The 25,373-nt window shown below is 52.0% G+C and carries 18 protein-coding genes; 5 read left to right on the plus strand and 13 right to left on the minus strand.

Going from position 1 to position 25,373, the window contains the following annotated elements; genetic code table 11:
- Positions 1–147: 147 nt before the first annotated feature.
- The 9 genes from VFS25_RS04115 to VFS25_RS04155 all read right to left on the minus strand — a co-directional run bounded on the left by VFS25_RS04115 (position 148) and on the right by VFS25_RS04155 (position 13,875).
- Positions 148–1,344 carry a FecR family protein gene (locus VFS25_RS04115; protein ID WP_326460849.1) on the minus strand — a complete coding sequence of 399 codons (1,197 nt, stop codon included), beginning with the start codon at positions 1,342–1,344 and terminating at the stop codon, positions 148–150.
- 115 nt (positions 1,345–1,459) lie between these two features.
- Positions 1,460–2,020, minus strand: coding sequence for an RNA polymerase sigma factor (locus tag VFS25_RS04120; RefSeq protein WP_326460850.1), 561 nt, complete (start codon positions 2,018–2,020; stop codon positions 1,460–1,462).
- Between the two features lie 151 nt (positions 2,021–2,171).
- A complete protein-coding gene (pafA, locus tag VFS25_RS04125) occupies positions 2,172–3,809 on the minus strand; it encodes an alkaline phosphatase PafA (protein ID WP_326460851.1) in 1,638 nt (545 codons plus the stop codon).
- A gap of 166 nt (positions 3,810–3,975) precedes the next feature.
- Positions 3,976–5,544, minus strand: a complete 1,569-nt coding sequence (locus VFS25_RS04130) for a RagB/SusD family nutrient uptake outer membrane protein (RefSeq protein ID WP_326460852.1) — start codon at positions 5,542–5,544, stop codon at positions 3,976–3,978.
- Between the two features lie 21 nt (positions 5,545–5,565).
- Entirely contained in the window at positions 5,566–8,559 is a 2,994-nt protein-coding gene (locus VFS25_RS04135) for a TonB-dependent receptor (RefSeq protein WP_326460853.1), read from the minus strand.
- A gap of 287 nt (positions 8,560–8,846) precedes the next feature.
- Positions 8,847–9,782 (minus strand): glycerophosphodiester phosphodiesterase family protein, encoded by a 936-nt coding sequence (locus tag VFS25_RS04140; RefSeq protein ID WP_326460854.1) that lies wholly within the window; start codon positions 9,780–9,782, stop codon positions 8,847–8,849.
- A gap of 182 nt (positions 9,783–9,964) precedes the next feature.
- Positions 9,965–10,693: an MIP/aquaporin family protein gene (locus VFS25_RS04145; RefSeq protein ID WP_326460855.1), complete on the minus strand. Its 729-nt coding sequence runs from the start codon at positions 10,691–10,693 to the stop codon at positions 9,965–9,967.
- A gap of 35 nt (positions 10,694–10,728) precedes the next feature.
- A complete protein-coding gene (glpK, locus tag VFS25_RS04150) occupies positions 10,729–12,225 on the minus strand; it encodes a glycerol kinase GlpK (RefSeq protein WP_326460856.1) in 1,497 nt (498 codons plus the stop codon).
- Between the two features lie 57 nt (positions 12,226–12,282).
- A complete protein-coding gene (locus VFS25_RS04155) occupies positions 12,283–13,875 on the minus strand; it encodes a glycerol-3-phosphate dehydrogenase/oxidase (RefSeq protein WP_326460857.1) in 1,593 nt (530 codons plus the stop codon).
- 353 nt (positions 13,876–14,228) lie between these two features.
- On the opposite strand from VFS25_RS04155, the gene VFS25_RS04160 reads away from it, so the two are divergent.
- A complete protein-coding gene (locus VFS25_RS04160) occupies positions 14,229–14,999 on the plus strand; it encodes a DeoR/GlpR family DNA-binding transcription regulator (protein WP_326460858.1) in 771 nt (256 codons plus the stop codon).
- Positions 15,000–15,124: 125 nt separating this feature from the next.
- On the plus strand, positions 15,125–15,550 hold the full coding sequence (locus tag VFS25_RS04165; protein ID WP_326460859.1) for a VOC family protein: 426 nt from the start codon (positions 15,125–15,127) through the stop codon (positions 15,548–15,550).
- Between the two features lie 7 nt (positions 15,551–15,557).
- Here VFS25_RS04165 and VFS25_RS04170 read toward each other — a convergent pair whose 3' ends face one another.
- Complete coding sequence (locus VFS25_RS04170; RefSeq protein ID WP_326460860.1) at positions 15,558–17,945, minus strand: CehA/McbA family metallohydrolase; 2,388 nt, start codon at positions 17,943–17,945, stop codon at positions 15,558–15,560.
- A 186-nt stretch (positions 17,946–18,131) separates the two neighbouring features.
- On the opposite strand from VFS25_RS04170, the gene VFS25_RS04175 reads away from it, so the two are divergent.
- Positions 18,132–19,025 (plus strand): PfkB family carbohydrate kinase, encoded by an 894-nt coding sequence (locus VFS25_RS04175; RefSeq protein ID WP_326460861.1) that lies wholly within the window; start codon positions 18,132–18,134, stop codon positions 19,023–19,025.
- Between the two features lie 15 nt (positions 19,026–19,040).
- Here VFS25_RS04175 and VFS25_RS04180 read toward each other — a convergent pair whose 3' ends face one another.
- From VFS25_RS04180 to VFS25_RS04190, 3 genes are read right to left on the minus strand one after another with little or no spacing between them, the layout of a single operon-like run.
- Entirely contained in the window at positions 19,041–19,349 is a 309-nt protein-coding gene (locus VFS25_RS04180; protein WP_326460862.1) for a DUF3817 domain-containing protein, read from the minus strand.
- Between the two features lie 2 nt (positions 19,350–19,351).
- Positions 19,352–19,816 (minus strand): hypothetical protein, encoded by a 465-nt coding sequence (locus VFS25_RS04185; protein WP_326460863.1) that lies wholly within the window; start codon positions 19,814–19,816, stop codon positions 19,352–19,354.
- A gap of 32 nt (positions 19,817–19,848) precedes the next feature.
- Positions 19,849–20,784, minus strand: a complete 936-nt coding sequence (locus VFS25_RS04190) for an AraC family transcriptional regulator (RefSeq protein WP_326460864.1) — start codon at positions 20,782–20,784, stop codon at positions 19,849–19,851.
- A 197-nt stretch (positions 20,785–20,981) separates the two neighbouring features.
- Between VFS25_RS04190 and VFS25_RS04195 the strand changes: the two genes are divergently transcribed.
- Together VFS25_RS04195 and VFS25_RS04200 are read left to right on the plus strand one after the other, a co-directional pair.
- A complete protein-coding gene (locus VFS25_RS04195) occupies positions 20,982–21,944 on the plus strand; it encodes a zinc-dependent alcohol dehydrogenase family protein (protein ID WP_326460865.1) in 963 nt (320 codons plus the stop codon).
- 312 nt (positions 21,945–22,256) lie between these two features.
- A complete protein-coding gene (locus VFS25_RS04200; protein WP_326460866.1) occupies positions 22,257–25,370 on the plus strand; it encodes a TonB-dependent receptor in 3,114 nt (1,037 codons plus the stop codon).
- The last annotated feature ends 3 nt before the right edge of the window (positions 25,371–25,373 follow it).

Below are 25,373 nucleotides of genomic sequence, written 5' to 3' on the forward strand. Positions count from 1 at the left end.
CATTTAGTTGATAAAATGAGTAAAACCGAACAATAAGCAACTGTACCATGGCTGGCGCCCGCCACGATCACAGTTTGGTTGGTTGGTTTGTTTTTACTTATTCGCTGTAAAGGGATAAATTCAAGCTATTGCGTTATAAATTTCTCATTATGGTGATACGATCAACCGTTTTCCATTCTCCAGCCGGAAATTCACCCCCGACATTTTCAAGCCTTTTAATACATCCGACAGTGGCAAAGACCGCTCTATTTCCCCGATAAATTCTATGTCCGGAATATCCTTTTCATATACTACTTCAATATCGTACCAGCGCGACAGCTGCATCATGATCTCCTGCAGGCTGGCATCCTGGAAATTGAACCGGCCTTCTTTCCAGGCGAGCGCTTTTGAAATGCCGGCCTGGTCCAGTGTTTTCACGGAAAGCTGCCCTGCGGCCGCTTTTGCCTGCTGGCCGGGTTGCAGCGTTACCTGTTTGCCATTATTGGTTACCCGTACAGCGCCCTGTAATAAAGTTGTATTGATGAAGGGCGCTTCATGATAAGCCATTACGTTGAACGCCGTGCCTAAAACTTCAATGATACTTTTGTCATTTACCTTTACTTTAAAGGGCATGTTTGCATGTGGCGCTACTTCAAAGTAGGCTTCCCCCGCTATTTCCACCAGGCGTTCGCGGCCGCGGAAGGCCACCGGGTAGCTGATAGAGCTGGCTGCATTCAGCCAAACCTTGCTGCCATCCGGAAGACTGAGCTGATAAATACCGCCCCTGGGCGTACGCAGGGTATTGTAAGCGATCATATCCTGTGCATTGCCATTAGGCGTATAAATCACTTCGCCGTTTTTATTAACAACCTGGCTGCCCGGCTGCGTTGCTAAAGCGCCATTGCCGGCGCTGTCCAGTTGAATAACTGTTCCATCGGCCAGGGTAAGCTGGGCCTTTTTGCCGCCGGGCAATATGTCGGTTGCAGGAGCTGCAGTTTTATTGGCCAGCGGCGCCGGAATAGGGCTTTTTTGCTGCAGCCACAGGAAAGTGCCCAGGGCGCAGGCCAATATTGCAGCTGCGGCGGCATAACGCATCCAGTTGCTTTTGCGCCGGTGCATGGAATGTACCTTGCCCGCATCCGGGTTTTTGTCTACTGCCAGTACATCCAGCAGCGATTGTTTCATCCTTGGCCCATCTGCAGCTTCTCCCGCAAATGCTTCATTTGCAAGCATCTCCTGGAACAGCCGGATGAGCGTTTCGTCATTTCCGGCCTCCGTCATATCCAGCAACTGCTGCCTTTCCTCCCTGGAAAGGGCATTATCCAGATACTTTTCAATCAGTTGCCTGGCAGTTTCATATTTCATAACCTGTTGCCTGCTTTATATTATAGAAGAATGAAAATTCAGAACGTACTATTGTGATCAGAAGAAATTTATAAAAACCGGGTATTGCGGGGTGGCGCCGGAGCCGGAACGGGGGCTAGTGCCCATGTTGGGAGAGGAATTTGCGGATATCCTGCAAGGCTGTTACAAGTGTGTTTTTGACGGTGTTTACAGACAGGCCCAGGCGGGAGGCAATCTCCGAAGGTTTCAGACCTAACTCACGGCTCATCTGGTAAATGCGGCGGCGGGCAGGCGGCATCTCTTCGATTGCCTTTGTTACCAATCTTTTTATTTCTCCTGCCTGAACAATTTCAGCGGGCGTTTCAGGATCTTGTGCAGTTTGTTTGGATTGATATGCTTCGCTGGTCTTTTGTTTAAGTAAATTTTTGCGGATGAGGGCAATGGCCTCCCGGGAAGCAATCGTAAAGATCCATGCCCTGAAATTCTCAATGCCCGGAAGCTGGTCCCTCGACATCCAAACCCGGATAAAGGTTTCCTGGATGGCTTCATCAATATTATCGGTTTGCTGATCGAATTTGCTTATGAAGCTGAAAAGCCTGGGATAATAAGCATAAAAAACCTGACTGAAAGCTGTTTCATCCCCTTCAGCAATGCCCAAAAGCAATTCTTTCTCATTCCCTGGTAAATAATCAGTCAATCAGCTGTCCATATTTTCTTTTACAATGTTGTAAACTTAAATAAAACTTTCAAATGTCGCATACCTCCTGCAGCCGTTGCCGTACATAAACTAAAAAGCGGTCACCGGGACCGCTTTTTATATTTTAATATGGCAATACTGATTTAATATCTTACTGGCCGGTAACGGCCTTAACCGGTTTGCCAACGCATCCGCTGGGCATTTGAATATGCAGCATGGCGGCAATAGTGGGTGCAATATCGGTCATATATGCGTTCTCGTTGCTGGCGCCGTGTTTTACATGCCAGCCCATGAACACCAGCGGGATATGTATATCATAAGGGTTCCAGTTGCCATGCGTGGTGCCTTTGGTAAAGCCCTGGTACCAGCCCGGCTCCGGTATAACCATTACAGGGCCGCAGCGTTTGGGATTATACCCGTTTACGATCATGTGCTTAATGGGCTCCGGTATAGGGCTGTTGCCAATATTATCAATATCGGCAGCCATTTGTATACCGGGTTGTTGCTGCAGCCATTTTACCGCTTCTTTTTTAACAGTATCATAATCCAGCTTTGCAGAGTCAATACGATCTACATTAAAGCTGATGTGATAGTTCATAAAATTGCGTACCAGCCCGCCAACGCCGAATTTTTCTTTCAGCGCATCACTTAGTCCGCCTTTTTCAACTAAAAAGCCGGCGGGTATGTTATGTTCCTGCAAATAGCCTACGGAGTTAGCGGCGCCATGGTCCGCAGTCAGGAACACCAGGTATTTGCCTTTACCTACATGCTCGTCGAGATAAGTGAAAAAGGCCGCAAGGTCTTTATCCAGGCGCAGGTAAGTATCTTCCACCTCAATGGAGTTGGGGCCGAACTGGTGGCCTACATAATCCGTAGAAGCGCAGTTAATGGTCAGGAAATCCGTGGCTGCGCCGTTGCCCAGCCGGTAGCCGGCAACAGCTGCTTTGGCAAAGTCCAGCGTAAGCGTGTTGCCGAAAGGGGTAGTTCGCAGCGTGCCGCGGCTTTTAGCATAAATAACCGGCATGTTATGCGGGAACACCGGCGCTTTTTCTCCTGTAAATGCGCCTTCCCATCTGGAGTCGTCTGCCGTGCTTTGCACGTAGGTGTTAATAGGGTACAGGGTTTCCCAGGGTTTAGACATGAGCTGTGCAGGCTCTTTGCGGGCATTGAATTGTTGCACCCAGCCGGGCAGCTCATTCATATACCAGGTGCTGGTAACAAAACAACCGTTACTGTCGTCCAGCCAGAAAGCGCCGGTAGGCGTATGCCCGGCAGGCAGTATGGAGGCGCGGTCTTTCAGCGAAACGCCTACTACCCGGGAACGGAAGTTGGTGGCTATACGTAATTCGTCGGTAATGGTAGTGGCCAGCAAATTATGCGGCGACATTCTGCCGGCAGCGCTGCTGGTGCCTACAGGTTGTACGGTGGTATCTTCGGTACAGTACCAGTGGCGGCCGGTCACCTGGTCCTGCCAGTCGTTGCCGGTAATGCCGTGGATGGCGGGCACGCTGCCGGTGTACACGGTGCTGTGGCCTACTGCTGTAAAAGAGGGAAGGTGGCTGATAAACGTGTTCTCGCAGGAGAAGCCTTCGCCCAGCATCCGTTTAAAACCGCCGGTGCCATACCGGTCATAATAGCGGTACAGGTAGTCCCAGCGCATCTGGTCCACCACAATGCCTACCACCAGCTTGGGCCGCTCAATAGCCTGCGCCATAACGGCATTGCCCTGTGTTAGCGCAAGAGCGCCTGCCAGTAACATGGCGGAAAATGTTTTGCTTAATCCGTTCATAATTGTTTTGATTTAGCACATTAAAAGCAGATGTGCAGATGTGCAAATATGCAGATGTGCAAATATAATTATTTGCACATTCGCACACTTACACACCTGCACATCCATTATTCTATCGTCTCATCATCCCATCATCTGTACATCTGCATATTTGCACATCTGCACACTAGTACAGGTTGTTCTGTGTCAGCTCGGGGTTCAGATCTCTTTCATTCTGCGGAATAGGCCACCAGTAATCCCTTTGGGGGTTAAAGGCGCGTTTTTCCAGGTACTTGCCGCTCCAGCTGTAGATGGGTGTGTTCAGCACTGTTTCAGCCGTTTTCCAGCGGCGCACATCATTGTAATACAAGCCTTCGCCGGCCAGCTCAATGCGTCTTTCATGGCGTATTTCCGCACGCATCTGGTCTTTGGTTAAGCCGGCAGGTATATGCGGCATCTTCACGCGGTCGCGGAGCTGGTTCAGCGCATCATATACGGTAGCATCCGGGCCGGCTGCTTCATTTTGTGCTTCGGCGTACATCAGCAAGATGTCGCCGTAACGCAGTACAATAAAGTTGATGTCTGACTGGCCGCCTTTCAGATCTGATTTGTCAGAGGGAGGCGCAATGCTGTCATAAATACTGTACTTTTTCATGCCGTAGCCGGTAATGGCAAAACGGTTAGAGTCTATTTTGGCGCCTTTGTACACATCACCGGGATAGGTAAAGGTCGCATACAGGCGCGGGTCGCGGTTCTGGTACGGGTTAGCCGCATCGTAGCCGGATGCCGGATCAGTGATCGGCAAACCGTTTTTCATGTAATAGGCCAGCGCCAGGTCGCGCAGGGGAGCGTTGGTGTTGTACTGTGTACAAATCAGGTCAAAAGAGCTGCCCTGGTTCGGGAACAGGTATTGCACGTCAAAGATCACCTCTTTGTTATTCTCATTGGGCTGCAGGAACAAAGAGCGGTAATCCGCGAACAGGCCGTAGCTCAGTCCCATTACTGCTTTTGCGGCATCTGCAGCTGCCTGCCACTTGGTTACGTCGTTGCCGGTATTCAGCAGCGGGCTGGCCTCATACAACAGTACGCGGGCCTTTAAAGCCATGGCTGCGCCTTTGGTAGCCCGGCCTATGTCGTTGCCGGAGTATTTGGCGGGCAGTATCTGCGCGGCGCTGTCCAGGTCAACCAATACCTGTTTCACCACGTCTGCACGGGGTGTGCGGGGCAGGCGGCCCTGGGTTTCGTTATTCGGCGGGTCCAGGATCAGCGGCACATCGCCATAATAGTTCTCCAGCGTAAAGTAGTACAATGCGCGCAGGAACTTGGCTTCTCCCTTCATGCGTTTTTTCAGGGCTTCATCCATGTCGGCCACTTCATCTACTTTAGCCAGGAAAGTATTGCAACGGCCAATACCGCTGTAGCAGTCGCCGTAACGGCTGGAGATGATGCCGGTAGTGCTGGCCATTTGCTGACCTTCGGCAATGAAATTAAAGCTGAGGGTATTGCTGTAGTTGTAGGCGTTAGGAGAGAGCGTTTCATCCCACAAAGCAGTGGCGTTGTTACTGCCTTTGCCGCCGTAAACACCATCGTTACGCAGCACAGAGTAGCAGCCTGCAAGCCCTGCGGCCGCAGCTTCGGGCGTGGTCCAGAAAATATCTTCGGTATACCGGTCATGCGGGGAAGTGTCCAGCAGGCTTTTGTTGCAGCCCATTGCCAGGAAACCGGCGCCAGCTATTAAAAGAAATATCTTTTTCATCAGTTTGTTTTTTTTCGTGGTTTAAAAAGTAACGTTCAGGCCACCGCTGTAGGTTTTCAGCATCGGGTAGCTGTACAGGTCATTGCGGTCCAGTATGGCTTCCGGGTCAAAATCTTTGTATTTGGCAAAGGTCAGCAGGTTCTGCGCATTAACGAAAACAGAGAGCTTGCTGATCTTAACCTTTGACAGCCACCTTTCGGGCAGTGCATAACCCAGCTGTATATTTTTCATACGCAGGTAAGAGTTATCCCTTAACCAGAAGGTAGAGCGCTGGAAGTTGTCGGCAGAGCCGGTGCTGGTAGTTACGATAGGCAGCCTGGCGTTCGGGTTTTCCGGGGTCCAGGCATCGGTGGTCCATTCCCAGGTAGCGTTGGCGCCGTTGTTGAACGGATAGGCCAGGTTAGCGGTAGGCAGTACCTTTACGCCGGCCACGCCCTGGAAAGAAGCGTTGAGTGAAACGCCTTTATAACCCAGGTTAATGCCAAAGCCATACGTCACTTTGGGTATCATGGATGAAGTGTTAACGATCACACGGTCGTCGCCGTTGATAATGCCGTTGCCATCCACATCTTTGAACTTAATGTAACCGGGTTTGGTGTTCACGCTTTGTGTGGCGCTGTGGTCTACTTCTTCCTGTGACTGGAACAGGCCTTCTGCCTGCAGAATGTAGAAGGAGTTGATGGCGTAGCCTTCTTTCAGGATGGTACCGTCGGAATTGATAACGGTTTCACCGTTCAGGTCTGATATTTTATTGCTGTTATATGATACGCTACCGTTAATACCATAGTCGAAAGCACCGATGTTATTGCGGTATTGTACCGTGAGCTCCAGGCCGGAGTTGTCCACTACACCAATGTTGCGCTGCGGGCCGCCCAGGTTGCCCACCTGTGCCGGTATCTGTACCTGGCGCAAAATGCCGGTGGTATGTTTCTTATATGCATCTAACGTAACGCCTATACGGTTTTTCCAGAAATTGATGTCTGCACCGGCGTTATAGGTAGTAGTAGTTTCCCAGTGAATGGTAGGATCTACATAGTTTAAGGTAGCAGCGCCGGAGTTGAGCACGCCGTGGAAGCTGTAATCTTGTCCCAGCTGCACGGAAGACCGGTAGCTGTACAGGGGCACTGCCTGGTTACCCATGGAGCCGGCAGATACGCGGAGCTTCAACAGGTCAATAAAGTTTGACTTGAAAAAGTTTTCCTTATCTATACGCCAGCCGGCAGATGCAGATGGGAAGAAGCCCCAGCGGTATTGGCCATTAGGGCTGAAACGGGAGGAGCCGTCACTGCGGAAAGCAAGCTCCAGCAGGTATTTGCCATCATAATCATAGTTCAAACGGCCAAAGTAAGACTCCAGCACATCGCGGGTGGTGTTGCCGTTAGTCGCATTCCATGTAGTAGCGGCGTCAAAGGCATCCAGCGTTCTATCCAGGAAGCCGTACATGCTGGTGCCCCAGGTATCTGAATCGTAGTTGTCGTAAGAGGCGCCTAACATCACCGCTACATTATGCTTCTGCACAAACGTGTGCTGCCAGTTCAGCGTGTTGTAGAAGTGAATGTTCATGTCGTTGTAATCGTCCTTGGCAGCGCGGGGCGCGGTGGCCGGGCTGTTCCAGTTGGTGGCGGCGCCGGTTTTCGGGTTAAAGGTCTGCATCCTGGGTGTAAAGCCGCTCAGCAGGCCGTCATATTTGTCAACACCGAATTTAATGTTATAGGTAATGTCAAACGGCAGCTTGTACTCTGCGAATACAGTGCTCAGGAAGCGCTGTACCACTTTTGTTTGCAGGCCGTTGTAAGCCAGCATGCGCGGGTGCTCCCAGTTGTTGCGGCCGGGTGTGCGCAGCCAGGAGTTACCGTAGCGGCCATCTGCCAGCGTATCGGAAAGAATGGGCAGGGTGCGGGAAAGGTACTGCCAAATGCTGTTATAAAACGGAATGGTATAATTACGGTAGTAGCCATCCAACGTCATCCCTACTTTCAGGCGCTCGTTTACCTGTACGCTGGTGTTGATGCCAACGGAGTATTTTTTCTCGTGGTTACCGGGGCCGAAAAGTATACCGTCACGGTCCAGGTAGCCTAATGACAGGCGGTACTGGTATTTATCGCCGCTGCCTGATACGCTCAGGTCATGCTTTTGTATAACGCCGTTTTTCAGCGCAATATCGTACCAGTTATTCGCCGGATAAGTAAAGTGATCTGTTTTCATGCCCTGCTCGTATTCGGCAATTTCAGCATCGGAATAATCCGGGGCTTTGCCTTCATTGATGTTGGCCTGGTTCTTCAGCTTCATGTAAACAATCGGATCATCAATTGCATCCGGCAGGTAAGTGGTCTTTTGCTGTCCGTAATAGTAGCTGTAGTTTACGCGGGAAGCGCCTTTACCTTTTTTAGTGGTTACCAGTATTACGCCATTGGCGGCACGGGAACCGTAGATAGCGGCAGCAGCGTCTTTCAGCACCGTAACGCTTTCGATGTCATTCGGGTTCAGCTCGTCCATGGAATATTCAATACCATCTACCAGCACCAGCGGGTCGTTGTTGCTTAAGGTACCCATACCACGGATGCGGATGGTGCTCCTGTCCACACCGGGCTGGCTGTTACCCAGGCTGGCAAACACGCCGGGAACACCCTGCAGGGCGTTACTAACGTTGGTGATCGGCTGCCCTGCCTTGTCAATCATTTCAACAGTAGTAATAGAGCCGGTAAGGGTGGCTTTCTTTTGTGTGCCGTAACCTACCACCACTACGTCGTTCAGCTTTTGTACGTCTTCTTCCAGCTTTACGGTAAGCGGACCCGCGTTGGTTACTTTTATTTCTTTGGGCAGGTACCCGATAAAGGAAAACTTAAGGGTAGCGCCCACAGGAGCGTTAATCTTAAATGACCCATCAGCGCCGGTAGCAGTGCCGTGGGAGGTACCGGCCACCTGGATATTCACGCCTATCAACGGTAAGTCGTTGGCGGCGGTAACCTTTCCGGTAACAGGCAGGTCTTGCGCCTGAAGGGATAATGCTTGCATGCAGATGATCCCCATCGATAACATCAAGACCCTTAGCCGGCTTAATGTGTGGAATCTTGGTAGCAGTTTCATAAACGTTTGTTTTGTGTTTGTTTTAGACAGTTTTTATTTTGGTTGATACAGGATATAGTATATGGAGCCCACCCAAAGAATGTAAAATCATAAGCCCAGCATGTAAAAGTGAAACCCGGTTAACATAGTGCTGTACCTGGTGTCGTAGTATCTTACCTTTACATTTAGTATTTAAAATTTTACATTTTATATTCTTTTTAGCCTGCTCCATGTAATTACAGGCCTGCTTCTTTTATTCTGTTTGGATAGTCAGTAATAATGCCATCTACGCCCAGCGCTTTCAGGCTTTGCATTTCGGCAGCGGTTTCCACGGTCCACGGAACAATTTGTATGTGCTGGGCATGGCATTTATCTACCAGCTCTTTGGTAACCATGTGGTATTCCGGGTTGTAGAAGTAGGGCGTAAAGCCAAGCTGCTCCAGGTGCTGCTCAAAAGTGTGCTTTTTATCGCTGGTCAGGAAGCCAAGCTTAATATCCGGGTGCGTGCGGTGCAGTATTTGCAGCGGGCGCATGTCAAACGACTGTATAAGCAGGCGTTTGCCCAGGGGAGCCAGCTGTTTCACGGACATCAGCTTTTGTAAGTATTCCTCCGGCGCCGGTTGTTCTGTACCATCTGTTTTTTCAGATGATTTAATTTCCAGCAGGTAATATACCGCCGGCAGGTGATGCGCCGTGGTATAGGCTTCTACCGAGTCGATCATTTCAGATAGCAGGGGAGCATAGCTGCGCATGCGCTGCTGTTCCGGGAAAGCCGGGTAAGGCTTTTCACCTATGATGAAGCGGCGTATGTCTGCATAGTCCATCTTATAAAAAGTGTACTTGCCGCGGTCTGCAGGATTAATATCGCTGCCATCAGGCATGGTGGTATAGGAAGGGGTAGGGGAGGCATCGTGATACACCACTACCTTTCCGTCCCGCGTAATATGCACATCAAACTCAATGGTGTTGGCGCCGGTTTCAATACCTTTTATCATGGCGGGAATGGTGTTTTCCGGCATCAGCCCGCGGGTGCCCCGGTGCCCTACCTTATAAAAAGCCGGCATGCTGTTGCCGGAGGCAGTAGCATGTTTTGCTGTTTTGCAGCCCATCAGGCAATAGCCGGCCAGGGCCAGGGTACCGGCCATAACGGCCATGGTGGTACGCTTTTTCATCTGCATATGTTTTAGTGTAGAAAAGAAAATTGAAAAAAATATCCCCATGCCCGGCTTTAGCCGTGCCGCTGTATGTCTTATAACCTGTCTTTTGTCCTCCTCCGGAGTAGTGTATGCTACTACTTTTTAACTTGGTTGATACATTTCACATGACATTAATATATGCCGACTGGTTCCCTTGTTTATTTTATGCACAGGTACAATGCCGCGGCCAGTACACCGCCTATAACAGGCCCTATTACGGGTACCCAGGCATAGCTCCAGTCGTTGTCCTGTTTGCCTTTAATGGGCAGCAGCGCATGCATGATACGCGGGCCAAGATCGCGGGCCGGGTTAATAGCATAACCGGTGGTGCCGCCTAATGACAGCCCTATTGACCATACCAGCAAAGCCACAGGCAGCGCGCCCAGGGAGCCCAGGCCTACCGGCGTTTTATCCGGCCCCATTTCCGCATTGGTAAAGTAAAAGATGGTGAACAGCAGCACAAAGGTGCCGGTGATCTCGCATATCATGTTACGGCCAATTTTACGTATAGCCGGCGTTGTGCAAAATACGGCCCGCTGCAAGCCTGCGTCGGGCGTTTCATCCAGGTGGTCTTTATAGTTCAGCCATACCAGGAATGAGCCTGCCATGGCGCCTACCATTTGTGCGGCAATGAAGCCGGGCACTGCTGCCCAGGCAAACTTGCCGGCAACGGCCAGCGCAATGGTTACAGCGGGGTTCAGGTGAGCGCCGCTGTAAGGGGTGGCCAGCACCACGCCTACAAATACGGCCAGCGCCCAGCCGGTGGTAATCACTATCCACCCGCTGCTGTTGCCCTTTGTTTTGTGGAGCACCACGTTGGCTACAACGCCGTTGCCCAACAGTATCAGTAATGCAGTACCGAGGAATTCTGCCAGTAAAGGATGCATGTTATTGGTTCAGTTTAGTTTTAGCATAACGTTTTTTATTCAGCAGCGGCCCATACCTTGGCAGTTTTTACTGCGCGGTTCCACCCGTTGATACACTCATCGCGGCGGGCTTGCCCGCCATCCGGCGTAAAGGTTTTTTCTACCTGCCACTGGCTACTTATTTCTTCCAGGCTTTTCCAGTAACCGGTGGCCAGGCCGGCCAGGTAAGCGGCGCCCATGGCAGTGGTTTCTGTAATGCGCGGGCGCACAACTGTGGTGTTCAGCACATCGGCCTGGAACTGCATCAGCAGGTTGTTGGCAGTAGCGCCGCCATCTACCCGCAGCTCTTTTATCTGCATATTGGCATCGGCTTCCATTGCTTTTAATACGTCTACTGTTTGGTAGGCAATGCTTTCCAGCGCTGCACGGGCAATATGTGCGGCAGTGGTGCCGCGGGTCATGCCTACCAGCGTGCCGCGCGCATGCTGCTCCCAGTGAGGTGCGCCCAGGCCGGCAAAAGCAGGCACCAGGTACACACCGTCGTTGCAGGCAACGCGGTTGGCCAGCGCTTCCACTTCAGATGAGGAGCGGATGATCCCCAGCCCGTCGCGCAGCCACTGTACAATGGCGCCGGCAATGAAAATGCTGCCTTCCAGCGCATACTGCACCTTGCCATTTACCTTCCATGCCACGGTGGTTACCAGGTTGTTGCTGCTGATGATGGGCTTATCGCCAATGTTCATGAGCATAAAACAGCCGGTGCCATAGGTGTTCTTTACCATGCCGGGCGCTGTGCACATTTGCCCGAACAGGGCGGCATGCTGATCGCCGGCAATACCGGAAATAGGAATTTGCGCTGCAAACATACCGGGCGTGGTTTGCCCGTAAACTTCGCTGGATTGCTTTACCTCCGGCAGCATAGCGGCGGGCACCTCCAGCAGCTGCAGTAATTCATTGTCCCATGCCTGTGTATGAATGTTAAACAGCATGGTGCGCGATGCGTTGGTAATATCGGTGGCATGTACGGCGCCGTGTGTGAGGTTCCATATCAGCCAGCTGTCTACCGTACCAAAGGCCAGCTCGCCTTTCTGTGCGCGTTCGCGGGCGCCGGGTACGTTATCCAGTATCCATTTTATTTTAGTACCGGAAAAATAGGCGTCTATTACCAGGCCTGTTTTTTCGCGGATCATTTTTTCGTGTCCTGCTGCTTTCAGCGAGTCGCAGTAAGCCGCGGTGCGGCGGTCCTGCCAAACAATGGCGTTGTGCACCGGCTTACCGGTTTTGCGGTCCCATACGATGGTGGTTTCGCGCTGGTTGGTAATGCCGATGGCGGCAATATGAGCGCCGTCTGTACCTGCTTTGGCAATAGCTTCCGTAGCTACGCCTATCTGGCTGCTCCAGATCTCTGCCGGGTCGTGCTCCACCCATCCCGGTTGTGGAAAAAGCTGGGTAAACTCTTTTTGCGCAACGGAAACAATAGCGCCTGAATGGTCAAATAAGATGGCTCTTGAGCTGGTAGTTCCCTGGTCCAGGGCCATAATGTATTTGTTCATGTTTTCCTTTTTAACTACGTGGATGTATCAGTATTCCAAAATTCATATTCGTATAACCTATGCAGTTACCCGGTGCGGCTCCTGCTGCAGCAGGTAATGCCGGGCCACGGTATTAAAGGCCTGTACCTGCGCTTTTTGCCAGCTTTCATCTTTGCCCAGCTCCGGCGCCATTAATGCGGCTACCTGCGGGGCCATGTCCATGGCTGCCCGCGCATCCAGGAACAGCGCGCGCAGGCGGCGCGCCAGCACATCTTCTACGGTACGGGCCATTTCACTGCGCACAGCCCATATTACCTGCGCCTTTATATAGGGCAGGCGGGCATGCAAAGGCTGCGCCAGCTCGGGCTGCATAGCCGTGAGCGCTTCCAGCAACGGGGCATCGCTGCCGTACACGTTCATGGGTTCCGTTGCCGACGGATGTTCCGTATAGCCGTGAATGTGAAGATCTTTGGTATGGCAGGCAGCTGCGGGTAAGCCGCCGGTGGCAATGGCCTGGTTAACCGTGTCTTCCGCCATGCGGCGGAAGGTGGTCCATTTACCGCCGGTAATGGTGATCAAACGCGAAGGCGCCACCAGTATTTTATGGCTGCGCGAAATCTCCTTGGTGCTGCCCGTGCTCTTTTGCGGCGCAGCCAGCGGCCGCAGGCCGGCAAATACGCTCAGCACATCGCTGCGGGCCGGCGGGCGGGAGAGGTACCTGGCAGCAGTACGCAAGATAAAATCTATTTCCTGTTCCAGCGCCACTGGTTCCAGGCTATGCTCGTCCAGCGGCGTATCAGTAGTGCCCAGCAGCACTTTATTGTGCCAGGGTACGGCAAAGAGCACACGCCCGTCGTCGGTTTTAGGGATCATAATGGCGCTGCTGCTTTGCAGGAAAGAGGCGTCCAGCACCACATGCACGCCCTGGCTGGGCTTTACCATGGGCCGTGCGCCGGGATTGTCCAGCTGCAGTATCTCGTCTACAAACACGCCGGTGGCGTTGATCACTATTTTGGCAGGTATATTATAGGTGTTGCCGCTTTCCAGGTCTTTGGCCTGTACGCCGTTAATGCGGCCGTTAGCGTCCTTATGCAGGCCGGTTACCTTAAAGTAGTTCAGCAGCGCAGCCCCATGCTCTGCAGCAGTTTGGGCCATGTTCACGGCCAGGCGGGCATCATCAAACTGCCCGTCGTGGTAAACAATACCGCCTTTCAGGCCCTGTTGGTAAATATTGGGCAGCCTGCGGAGCACTTCCTTTTTACCGATGTGGCGGGAACGTCCCAGGCTTAAACGGCCGGAGAGCAGGTCGTATATTTTTAAACCAATGGTATAAAAAGGACCCTGCCACCAGGCATATTGCGGGATGATGAAATCCTGGTTGTGGGCCAGGTGCGGTGCGTTGGCCAGCAGCAGACCTCTTTCATAAAGGGCTTCCCGTACCAGGGCCACATCGCCCTGGGCCAGGTAGCGTACGCCGCCATGTACCAGCTTGGTGCTGCGGCTGGAGGTGCCTTTGGCAAAATCGGCCTGTTCCAGCAATAAGGTGTGGTAACCGCGGGTAGCTGCATCCATGGCTATTCCCAGGCCGGTAGCGCCGCCGCCGATGATCACAATATCCCATTGCCGTGCGGGGGCTTGCCTGAGTTGTGTGATATAATCCGTTCTGTTCATTTTATTAGGTGCTTGCTTTTATAAGCTTTCGATTTGCGTTATATTTGGATGCAAAATAAAACAAATCGAAACCAAAATATAAAATAATATGAAAAAGCAAAAATATTTTGGTTGAATGGAAGCCTGGCCGGAATTACAAGATAAATTAACTGGTTCCGCGTATATACTAATTAGCCTGAGGGCTTGGATGAATGTTACTGATTGCTTTTATTTGTATTTCAATTGCCTGCGTTAAATAACTGTTATGAAATAAAACGAAAGCAAAGAATGGTCATCTTTGTATATAAAAGCACCAAACCGGCAATTCGGAAAATTTTCTGTTGCAACAGGACTTAATATTTTAAATTAGGGGCATGTCTATGATCAATATTGCTGAACGCCATAAATTTATACTGGACAAGCTGTATGAAAAGGGGTATGTGAGCGTGGTAGACTTGTGTAAAGAGCTGGATGTTTCCGGTGTAACCATTCGTAAGGACCTGAAACTACTGGAGGACAGGGCCTTGTTGTTCCGCTCGCACGGCGGGGCTATGATGCATAACCCTTATACCAATGATAAGCCGGTAAATGAAAAGGAACAGATACGGCGGGATGAAAAGCACGATATAGGCCAGGCCGCTGCCGCCCTTATTGATCCTAACGACGCTATTATTATTGCTTCCGGCACCACCGTGCATTCCCTGGCGCGCAGCATTCACCCTAAAGGGCACCTGACCGTAATAACGGCTGCCCTGAACGTGGCCCTGGAGCTGCTCCGCTTCCCGGAAATAGAAGTGATACAGCTGGGCGGACTGCTGCGCAACAGCTCTTCATCCGTGACCGGGCCTTATGCCGAAAAAATACTGGAAGACTTTTCCTGCAGTAAATTATTCCTGGGAGTAGATGGTATTGACACGGAATTTGGCCTTACCACTACCAATATTATGGAAGCCCACCTGAACCAGAAAATGATTGCCACCGTGCAAAAGACCATTGTGCTGGCCGACTCCACCAAATTCGGCAAACGCGGTTTCGGCCGTATTTGCGGGCTGGAAGATGTGGACGAGATCATTACCGACAAAGGTATCTCTGCCCACATCCTTAAAACCCTGGAAGATACCGGCATTAAAGTAACGGTGGTGTAATGTCGCATAGCACCCCAATATTGTCGCGGTAACAACCCATACAATTAACCGCATCCCCCTAGCTTTACATTGACCGGTTTAATAAAAGCGGCTATCCTTTTATTTACTAACTAACAACAGCGATAATGGCAGCAGTAAGCCCTTACCTCACTTTTGACGGTAATTGTGAAGAGGCCTTTGACTTTTACCAGTCTGTGTTCGGCGGCCAGTTCTATCAGAAAACCCGTTTGCATGAGATAACAGACGACGTGATTTTGCCGGATGATGAAGGGCAAAAGATCATTTACATTTCCCTGCCTGTGGGGCGCCTTACCACACTAATGGGCAGCGACCGGCCCGCAGACATGGGCGATCATATGCCCGGTGAAAATTTTGCCGTGGCTATCAGCGCCGGCAGCCGGCAGGAGGCGCACCGCCTGTTTTACCGCCTTTCAGCAGGCGGCCATGTTATTTGTCCTTTAAAAATGGTAGCCAGCAACGCCTGGTTTGGGATGCTGGCCGACCGGTTCAGCGTGCAATGGCTGATTAAATTTGAAGGCGGGGAAGCATAGTGTTACACTATCTTTTGTTTTGCACAATCATGGCATTATACACGTTACGCGCCTGCTCGTAGGCCGCAGCTGCGGCCGCACGTTCAGCGGGGCGTATGTTCTGCTGCTTCATTTTCCAGCACTGGTCAACTGCTTTGCTGCACCAGGCCGCGCTTTCCTGTACGCACACGGGCTGATGGTTAATGGTTACAAACACGGGGTTGGTATGTGCGCTGTAAAGAATGCGCAGCGCCACCCAGGATGATTGCTGCGGCGTGCAGGTAAACTGTATATTGTTCCAGCTGCCGTTTGCCGTAATCAATGCCGTATCTGCAGGCACACCGTTCACAATCAGCTCTACCGCTACTTTGCGGCTGTTGCCAATGCGCGCGTGCTCAATATGCCAGTAGGGCGCCGCCAGCGGGCGTTCTGCAATATGCCGGCCGGCGGCATCCTGTTGTTCGGGCAACATAGCGGCCACACGTGCGCTGATGTGCAGTGCCTGCGGCGCTTTTATATCCAGCACGCTGCTGTCTGTACCTGCTTCCAGGCCGTTCACTTTAAAGTCAATAATATGGGAGCGCCCGTCTGATACATAGCAGCGGCCCTTTTTAATAGCAGCTACATAGCTTTCGTAGCTCAAAGGGCCGTTGGGCTTAAAGTAGCTGCGGGCAATGCCTACGCGCTCGTCAAAAATGCAGGGAAAATCTGTTTCCCCGCTCAGGCGTGTGCGAAAGCCGCAGTTCAGCGTATGGTACCACATGTTCAGCTCCCAGGGGGCGGGCGTATCGCCGGCGCTGTAAAAATCTACCAGCCCTTTTGTTACGGTTACTACATATTCGTTGGCGCCTATGCCGTCCATTTTGGGCAGCACATTATTAGGCAGCGCGGTGGTGGGGCGCGTGGGCTCCAGTCCCCAGCCGGAGTGCGCATAGCCGGTAACAGCGCCCTGGGCATGCGCCCATTGCAGCACGGGCTGTGTCCAGCTGGGCCAGTCTTCTATGATCTTAGTACCGGGATAATCATCTTCCTTTAAGCGCAGCAGCACCAGGTGCCCGCAGTGGGAGGAGGGAAAACCGGAAACCTCCACATCATAACGCATTACATTGCTGGCAGTGGAAAGCGTATCTGTTTGCCCGGTAAAATATTGTTTCTGGTGATACCAGCCGGGGCCCCAGGTAAGCACGGCTGCTACATTCAGGTCTTCGCCCAGCACCTGCCGCCACATATCTGCCGGCGTTACGCCTTCCTGCGGGCTTTCATAATGGCTGCAGCCGGCTGCATGCACATGATGATCTGCGCTGTACCAGCCCAGCTTTGCCATATTTACCCACCGTTGCAGGCGAAAGGTAGCGGTAATGGTGTTTTTACCTTCGGGGATCACCAGCTCGCGGGACAGGGTTTTATATTCCGGGCCGCGTGTAAAGGTAATGTGGTAGCGGCCGGGGGCCAGCATTACATGCTCGCCGCTGCTGCGGTACACCTGCGGCTGAAAAAAGAAATCGGGGTACTCATCATAAGCCGCCACGCGCCGGGAGGGCAGGGGATAAATACCGGTGAGCGCATTGGAAGGTTCGCCATATTCTTCCCGGGCAAGGTTTAAACGGTAATCGTTGTCTTTATCATAGGGTATGCGGTTTATCCCGTCGGTAATGGTGAAGGCGGCCATTGCCGGGGCGCCGTCATCATCCTGCACCTGCAGCATTACTTTTACCGCGGGCCGTATGTTAAACAGCACCGGTATGCTGTTGCGGAAACCAATATCCTGCGTGCCGTGGCCTATATTAAAACCCAGGTCAGCCTCCCGTGGACCTGCGGTTTTGCTGTATACCTGCACAACAGCATATTCCAGCGGAAAGCCGGAGAGGTTGGGCAGCAGGGGCGGGTTGCGGTACAGCTGTATTTCCAGGAAACGTTGCTGTACCTGCCCCGCTGTAAGTTTGCGGGCTTCGGGCACGGGCCGGTCGGTAAAGGTGCCTATGTGGAGGTCGGGCAGGGCATTGGCGCTGGTGGCCTCCAGCCGGGCGGTGACGCCGGCCTGGTTGTGCACTTTTACCAGGAAGCTGGTCCAGCCGCCCTGCGTAAGCACAGCTTTGGCCTGGCCGCGGCTCACCTTTACGCGTGCTTCGGGATTAATGTCTACCATGGCCAGGCAATACGGGTCCAATATTTTTTGCACCTGTATGGCCGTAGCCGGCGTAAGGGCCTGCTGCTGCAGGTTATGCAGCTGTTGCGCAGCTGCCGGCGGTAAGGCGCTGCCCAGGAAAGTAAGGGCATCCTGCAGCCGTAATGCCTGGGCCAGCAATGGCTGGGGGTCTATATCTTCAATAACAGCTGCAGGGTTGGCAGGTGTATGGGTGTGCTGTGCAAACAGGAAAAGGGGCAGGCAAGTGCCTATTAGCAGAAACAGCTTCATAAGCAGTAGTTATGCTTACCAAAAATGGCGAAAAAAGCCCGGAAAGTCAAGCCGGGCAGGGTAAATAAAGTGCTGGTTACCTACAGGTTACAATCCTGCCATATATAAATATTGGCAATCAACCCTGCTTTAGCTACTTTTGTGCATTGCAAAAAACAACAAACCATTACTTTCATACCGTTACCCATGTACGATATTTGCTGCGTAGGCCACATTACCCTGGATAAAGTAGTTACCACCAAAGCCGAAGTGCATATGGCCGGCGGTACTTCTTTTTACTTTTCCAACGCCATTTGTAATATGGATGTGCAATACACCCTGGTTACCGGGCTGGCGGAAAGTGAAATGCATGTGGTAACGGCCCTGCGGGCAAAAGGCATTGAAGTGCATGTAACGCCCAGCGCACATACGGTGTATTTTGAAAATATTTATGCAGAGAACCAGGATCACCGCACGCAGCGTGTGCTGCAAAAAGCAGATCCGTTTACCAAGGAGCAGCTGGCGGCCATACACGCAAAATATTACCACCTGGGGCCTTTGCTGGCCGATGATATGCCTGTGGCGCTGATCAAAGCCCTGTCTGAAAGAGGTAAAATATCGCTGGATGCGCAGGGCTACCTGCGCAAGGTAGAGAACCGGAATGTGGTTGCTATTGACTGGCCGGCAAAAAAAGAAGCGCTGCAGTACATAGATGTTTTAAAAGCCAATGAGCATGAAATGGAAGTGCTTACCGGCTACAGTACCGTTAGTGAAGCAGCCCGGGAGCTGGCCGGCTGGGGGGTAAAGGAGGTAGTGATTACCCTGGGCAGCATGGGCTCCGTTATCTATCATAACAATACTTTTTACCACATACCTGCATACAGCCCCACTACCGTAGTAGATGCCACCGGCTGCGGCGATACCTATATGGCCGGCTATTTGTACCAGCGCAGCAAAGGCGCCGGTTTTAAAGAAGCCGGGGAATTTGCCGCTGCCATGGCCACGCTCAAGATTGAGTCGTCCGGGCCTTTTACCGGTACGGAAGATGATGTGAAAGCCCTGCTGGCCAACAGCAAAGAGCGGGTGATCGCCATCCGTTAATATCGCGCGCCGGCATCAGATCACCGGCGGCAGCCTGGATAATATTTTACGGTCAATGTAAAAAGTACCGAATGGTATAATGCAGGCCAGCAGCACTTTCCAGGTAGTAATACGAAACTCCCACTTATAGGCAATGCCCACGCTGATCGTATTCAGCACAAAGAACAGGAACAGCAGCCCGTGAACAGGCCCCATGATCTTTACCAGGGCCGGGTTATGCCAGCCGTATTTCAAGGGTACGGCCACTCCCACAAGTATCAGCAGGGAAATCCCTTCCAGGAAGGCGATAATACGCAGCCTTCCGAGCTTTGTTTTCAGCAGCATAGTTAAAAGGTTCGGATGTAAGGCCGGTGCGCCAGCGGCGAAAACGGCCACGGAATGGCGATTAATATGAGCAGCAGCGCCAGGGCGTACCAAAGCGTTATGCTGCGGAATTTGTTAGCAGCAGCCTCCTGCCGTTTGGCTACGGAAGCGCCAATGGTGATACAGATAATGGCCAGTGTCATTAGCGCAATATGTACCAGTCCAAAGAAAAGAAATTCAAAATGCTGTACCGCCTCATGATAGTGTGCCCGGAAATAGGCTATCAGCGGGCTGTTAAAGTACAGCACATAACCCAGGAACAGCTGTATGTGCGCAATGGTGGCGCTTACATGGCGCACGGTATTATCGGCGGCGGTGAACTTTCTCCTGCCGGCCCAGCCCCTGGCGCTCCGCACCAGGGCGTAAACAACGCTTAACAGCACCAGCCAGCGTACAAGCGAATGAAAGAATAACAGGTACGGATACATGCTGCAAAGTTCCGGCGTGCAGCTGCCTGTTGTTAGGACATATGCAGGGAATAACCGGATTTTTCAATCATCCGGCGGAATTGGGTGGGGGTGCAGCCTTCATATTTTTTAAACAGGCGGGTAAAATAGGAAGGATCTTCCAGGCCCACTGCAGCCGACACCTCCTGTACGCTCATGCCGCTTTGGTTAAGCAGCACCTTGGCCTCCAGAATAATGGCTTCGTCTATCCATTTAGTGGGCGACTGGCCGGTAATGGCTTTTACGGTTTTATTGAGGTGGTTGGGGCTGATGTGCAGCATTGCCGCATAATCGGTAACGCGGTGTTTGTCGCGGATGTGTGTAAATACCAGCTCCTGGAACCGGCGTGCGATCTGCAGCCCTGTCAGCGGCGCGTGGCTGCCGGCGGGCCGGTACACATGGTTCACCTCACATAGCAGGGTGTTTAAACAGGTTTGAATAATATCCGGGTGCTGCAGGCCATGCCGGGAATAATCGAGCAGCAGCCGCTGAAAAAGCTGCAATATAAAAGCCGATGTTTCCTGCGGCAGCTGTATCAACGGGTTACCCCATACCTTCAGAAAATCAAAGGCCTGCAGCACCGCGGTTTTGCCAAAAGGGCCGGTAAGGGTATCGTTATGGAAATTGCAAAGGAAACCGGTATTTACATCGCCGGGCTGGAATGAGAATACCTGCCCCGCAGGCACAAATAATATTTCATGTGGATGCAGGCAGTAGGTACGGCTGCCTATTTTCATGATGGCCTCACCGGAAGTGAGGAACAGGCAGCTGTGCGTGGTAGCGCGGCAGGCATTTACAGGGCGCTGCACCAGCCGGTACATCTCCTCAACCCTTACTATAAAGAATTTGTCGAAATCGGGCTGCAGCATGGCGTTCAGCTCCTGCCTGGGCTGCATATGCCTGGCAGTGAATGCCGGCGGATCGTACACTTTAAAGGAATGGTTTGTCATGGTATAACACGCTGCAGTGATGACGATTGAGGCAGATGGTTTATTTTAGTACCCGCAATTGTTTTTTATGCTGGGTAATACCGCGTATGCCCGGGTTATACCGCTACAGACATGAACGGCCATACAGCGCCGGGAAGGCGGAAGATACAACCCAAACCCTTGCGCACTATGCTATGCTGGCAAAAACAAATAAGGATATGAAAGCATTACAATTTGAGCAAACAGGTAAGCTGGAAGAAGTGCTGCAGCTAACGGAAACGGCTATGCCAGCCATTTCTTCTACCCAGGTGCTGGTACAGGTAAAAGCACGGCCGGTAAACCCCGCCGACCAGCTGTTTGTAAAAGGAGTGTACCGTAAAAAGCCGGTGCTCCCGCAAACAGCAGGGCTGGAGGGCAGCGGCACCATTGTGGAATGCGGCAGCGCGGTAAGCGGCTTTGCACCCGGCGATCATGTGGCTTTCCGTGCTGCGGGTACCTGGGCGGACTATTGCGCTGTGGAGCAGGAGGCGCTTATACCCATACACCGTAATATACATTTTACAACATCGTGCCAGGTACCGCTGAACCCCATTACTGCAATAGCCCTGCTGCAGGAGGCCAGGCTAAAGGCAGGCGACTGGCTGCTGCTGAACGCGGCCTCTTCGTCACTGGCCGGCATTATCATACAAATGGCAGTGCATAAAGGCATACAGGTGGTTGGGCTGTTGCACCATGCGCAGCATATACCGGCCTTGCAGGCACTGGGCGCGCAGGCGCTGCTGCAGGATGATGCTGCATTGGCGGAACAGCTGCAAACGATCACCGGCGGCAAGGGATTTAATGCTTTTCTGGATGCAGTAGGCGGTCCTGTGCTCACTACGGTTATACCGCTAATGGCTCCTTACGGCTATATATCTGTATATGGTAACCTTAGCAACAATGCGCCGGCCGCCTTTACCAACAGCGCCATTATTTACAAAAATCTTGCCCTGCAGGGCTTTGGAATTGACCACTGGCTGTCGGGGCAAACAAGGGAACAGGTACAGCAGGCTTACCGTACTATTGTAGACAGCCTGTATGATGGAACGCTCAGCTTCCGGCAAACGGTTACGGTGCCGCTTGAAAAATTCATTACAGATTATCCGGGGCTGTTGCATAACGCCAAACCCATTATTGTTTAAAAACGTATAACAGCAGCTGGTTTGGGCCGGAATGATAATGCCCCGGGACTATTATGTTCCGGGGCATTATGTTTTGCCGTACATCCCCAAATAATAGTATAATCCATCAACATAAAAGATTTATCTATTTCCTGTTCCCCCGGTTCCCGATATTTTTACCTGCATAACGGACAACATCCTGGTGAATGCACACTTTGGAGGGCTATCAACCATACACTCAGTAAAATAAGGACATCCGGCGTTATGAAGGCCTTACTGCAGCATAAAACTGCGGGGCAGGACTTCCATGTTTTGAAAATAAAACTTACAAAAATGCACTCTTTACCTACGCGCAGCCTGCTGTATGCGCAAAATTCCAGTTATCTCCGTACTCTTGTAAAAAGCGTACTGGTGGCGCTGTTTACCATCCTGTTGCTGCACTTTTCTATTGTTGCACAGGCACAATCCATTACCGTGCAAGGTAAGATCACCGGCGGCGGCAATCCCTTACCCGGTGCAGTGGTGCGTGTACAGGGCGGTACCACAGGTACTGCCGCAGATGCGGGCGGCCTGTATAAGCTAACAGTGCCTGCCGATGCCACGCTTATCTTTTCTATGTCGGGCTATAAGCCGCAAACGGTGCCTGTAGGCGGCCGCACCGTAATTGACATGGCCCTGGAAGTAGACCCGAAATCACTGGAAGAGGTGGTAGTAGTAGGCTATGGTACACAAAAGAAGGTAAACCTTACCGGCGCGGTTGCCACGGTAAGCGGTACAGAGCTGCTGAAACGCCCTGTTACCAACCCTTCGGCCATGCTGCAGGGCACTATGCCCGGCGTGCAGGTAGTACAGGGCACCGGCGAGCCGGGGAATGAAAATGCGTACATCCGTATACGTGGCAACGGCACTTTCAGCGGCGCGGGAGTAGATCCGCTGGTGCTGATAGACGGGGTAGAAGGCAAGCTATCTGACCTGAACCCTAATAACATCCAGAGCGTATCTGTGTTAAAAGATGCGGCATCCGCCTCTATTTACGGCGCGCGTGCCGCCAACGGCGTTATACTGGTTACCACCAAACAGGGCATAGAAGGCAAAATGCGCGTGCAGTATGATTTTAACTACGGCATTTACAAACCCACCAAGCTGTTTGACCTGATCACCAACTCGGCAGAATACATGGAGCTGTTCAACGAAGCACGTATCAACTCCGGTCTTAACTCCGGCCTGTACACACAGGAAATGATAAATGCTTACCGTAACAGCACCGACCGGATGCACTACCCGAATACGGACTGGTTAAGCCTTATATTCCAGACTGCGCCGGTACAAACACATAACCTGGGCTTCAGCGGCGGCCGTAACGGCACGGTGTACGACGCCTCTATCGGCTACGTAAACCAGGAAGGTATAATGAAGGGCTTTAACTATAAGAAGTACAATGCGCGCTTAAACATCACTTCCAGGGTGAATGACCGCATCCGCTTTGGCGCTAACATTGCCTTAAAATACGGCCATCGCGAAGCGCCGGTGTTTGGCTCCGAAGATATGTTTCTTTCCGCCATGGCGCAGGCGCCCACTTACGGCCCCTATCTTACTGACGGCAGCGGGCATTACACCTACAAAGCGTATGACCTGGAGTATAATAACAAAAACCCGGTGGCACTGCTGGATGGCAAGATCAATCATAATACGGACGACTACTCGGTAATGGCGCAGGGCTGGGTAGAGGTGGAGCTGCTGAAGCACCTTACCTGGTACACCAAAGGCGCTGTGAATGCTTCTTTTGATAAATACCATGATTTCCGCCCGCCACTGCAGCTGTATAATTTCCGCACGAATGAGTTCATGACCACGCTGGACCTGGGCGGCGGCCTGGAAGTGCAGGACCAGCAGAACATTTACACTAACCTGTATTCCTACCTCAGCTACGACCGTACTTTTGGCGATCATGGCTTTAAGCTGCAGGCAGGCTACAGCGCGGAGCAAAGCACCTACCAGTATTTGAAGGCCAGCCGCAAACAGTTCTCCACCGACAAGCTCACGGAGCTGGATGCCGGCAGCCCGGCCATACAATATGCCAACGGTACGCAAAACGGCTGGGGCCTGCTGTCGTTCTTTGGCCGGTTAGACTATAACTACAAAGAGAAATATTTGTTTGAGGCCAACATGCGTTACGATGGCTCTTCCAAGCTTACACCCGGCTCCCGCTGGGGCGTATTCCCTTCGTTCTCCGCAGGGTGGCGCGTAACAGAAGAGGATTTTATAAAAGACCTGGAGCTGGGCTGGCTGAATAACTTTAAGCTGCGTGGCTCCTGGGGCAAGCTGGGTAACCAGAACATCGGCAACTATCCCTACCAGTCGATCCTGAACTTTACCGGCAACTACTCTTTTGATGATGCGTCGCTTACTTCCGGTGCAGCGCAGCTGAACCTGGCCAATCCTTCCATCCGCTGGGAAACCACCACTATCACAGATGTAGGGCTGGATATGACCGTGCTGCAGGGGCTGAATATTACTGCCGACTGGTATAAGAAACGTACCACGGACATCCTGCGGCCATCCCAGGTAACTGGTGTAGTAGGTTTAAATGCGCCTACCATTAACGATGGTACGATGGATAACACCGGCATTGAGCTGGGCATTTCGTATAACCATCTCATTAAGGACGGCGGTTTAAAAGGCCTGAACTACACGATTGGCGGTAACCTGGAGCATTATAAAAATAAGCTGGTGCGTTATGGTCAGCGCGACATCAGCAGCACCAGCTACCGCATCCGCGACGAAGGGCTGGAATATGACGCGTATTATACGCTGAAGTGGATTGGTATTTTCCAATCGGAGGATGAGGTGCAGCACTCGCCCAGGCAGTATAATGATGATACGCAGCCGGGTGACCTGAAGTATGAAGATGTGAATAAAGACGGCGTTATCAACGATGCTGACCGTACTTATATAAAAGGCAACTATCCCAATATTAACTACTCTTTTAACATTGCCCTGCAGTACAAAGGATTTGACTTTTCGGCCATGGCGCAGGGTGTGCAGGGCACCCGGTTTTATGTAAGCGAATGGGGCACCATTCCCTTTGTGCAGGGTGCGCCGCCTACCACTGACTGGCGTAACCGGTGGACGCCTGAGCATCCCTCTGCCACCATGCCGCGCATTTACTGGGGCTGGGGCGCGCCGGAAAAAATACGCCGCGCTTCCTCTTACTATTTGCAGGATGCCTCTTATCTGCGCCTGAAGAACCTCACCATCGGGTACACCATACCGGCAGCCATTACCAGCCGCATGGGTATTGATAATGTGCGGGTGTACTTCTCCGGCGACAACCTGTTTACCGCCACCAAATACCGTGGCCTTGACCCGGAACGCGCCGGCAGCGGCAATTTTGTGCAGTACCCGCAGAATAAGATCTATTCTTTTGGTTTAAATGTTAAGTTCTAAGGT

Source organism: Chitinophaga sp., from assembly GCF_035761305.1.
Taxonomy (GTDB): domain Bacteria; phylum Bacteroidota; class Bacteroidia; order Chitinophagales; family Chitinophagaceae; genus Chitinophaga.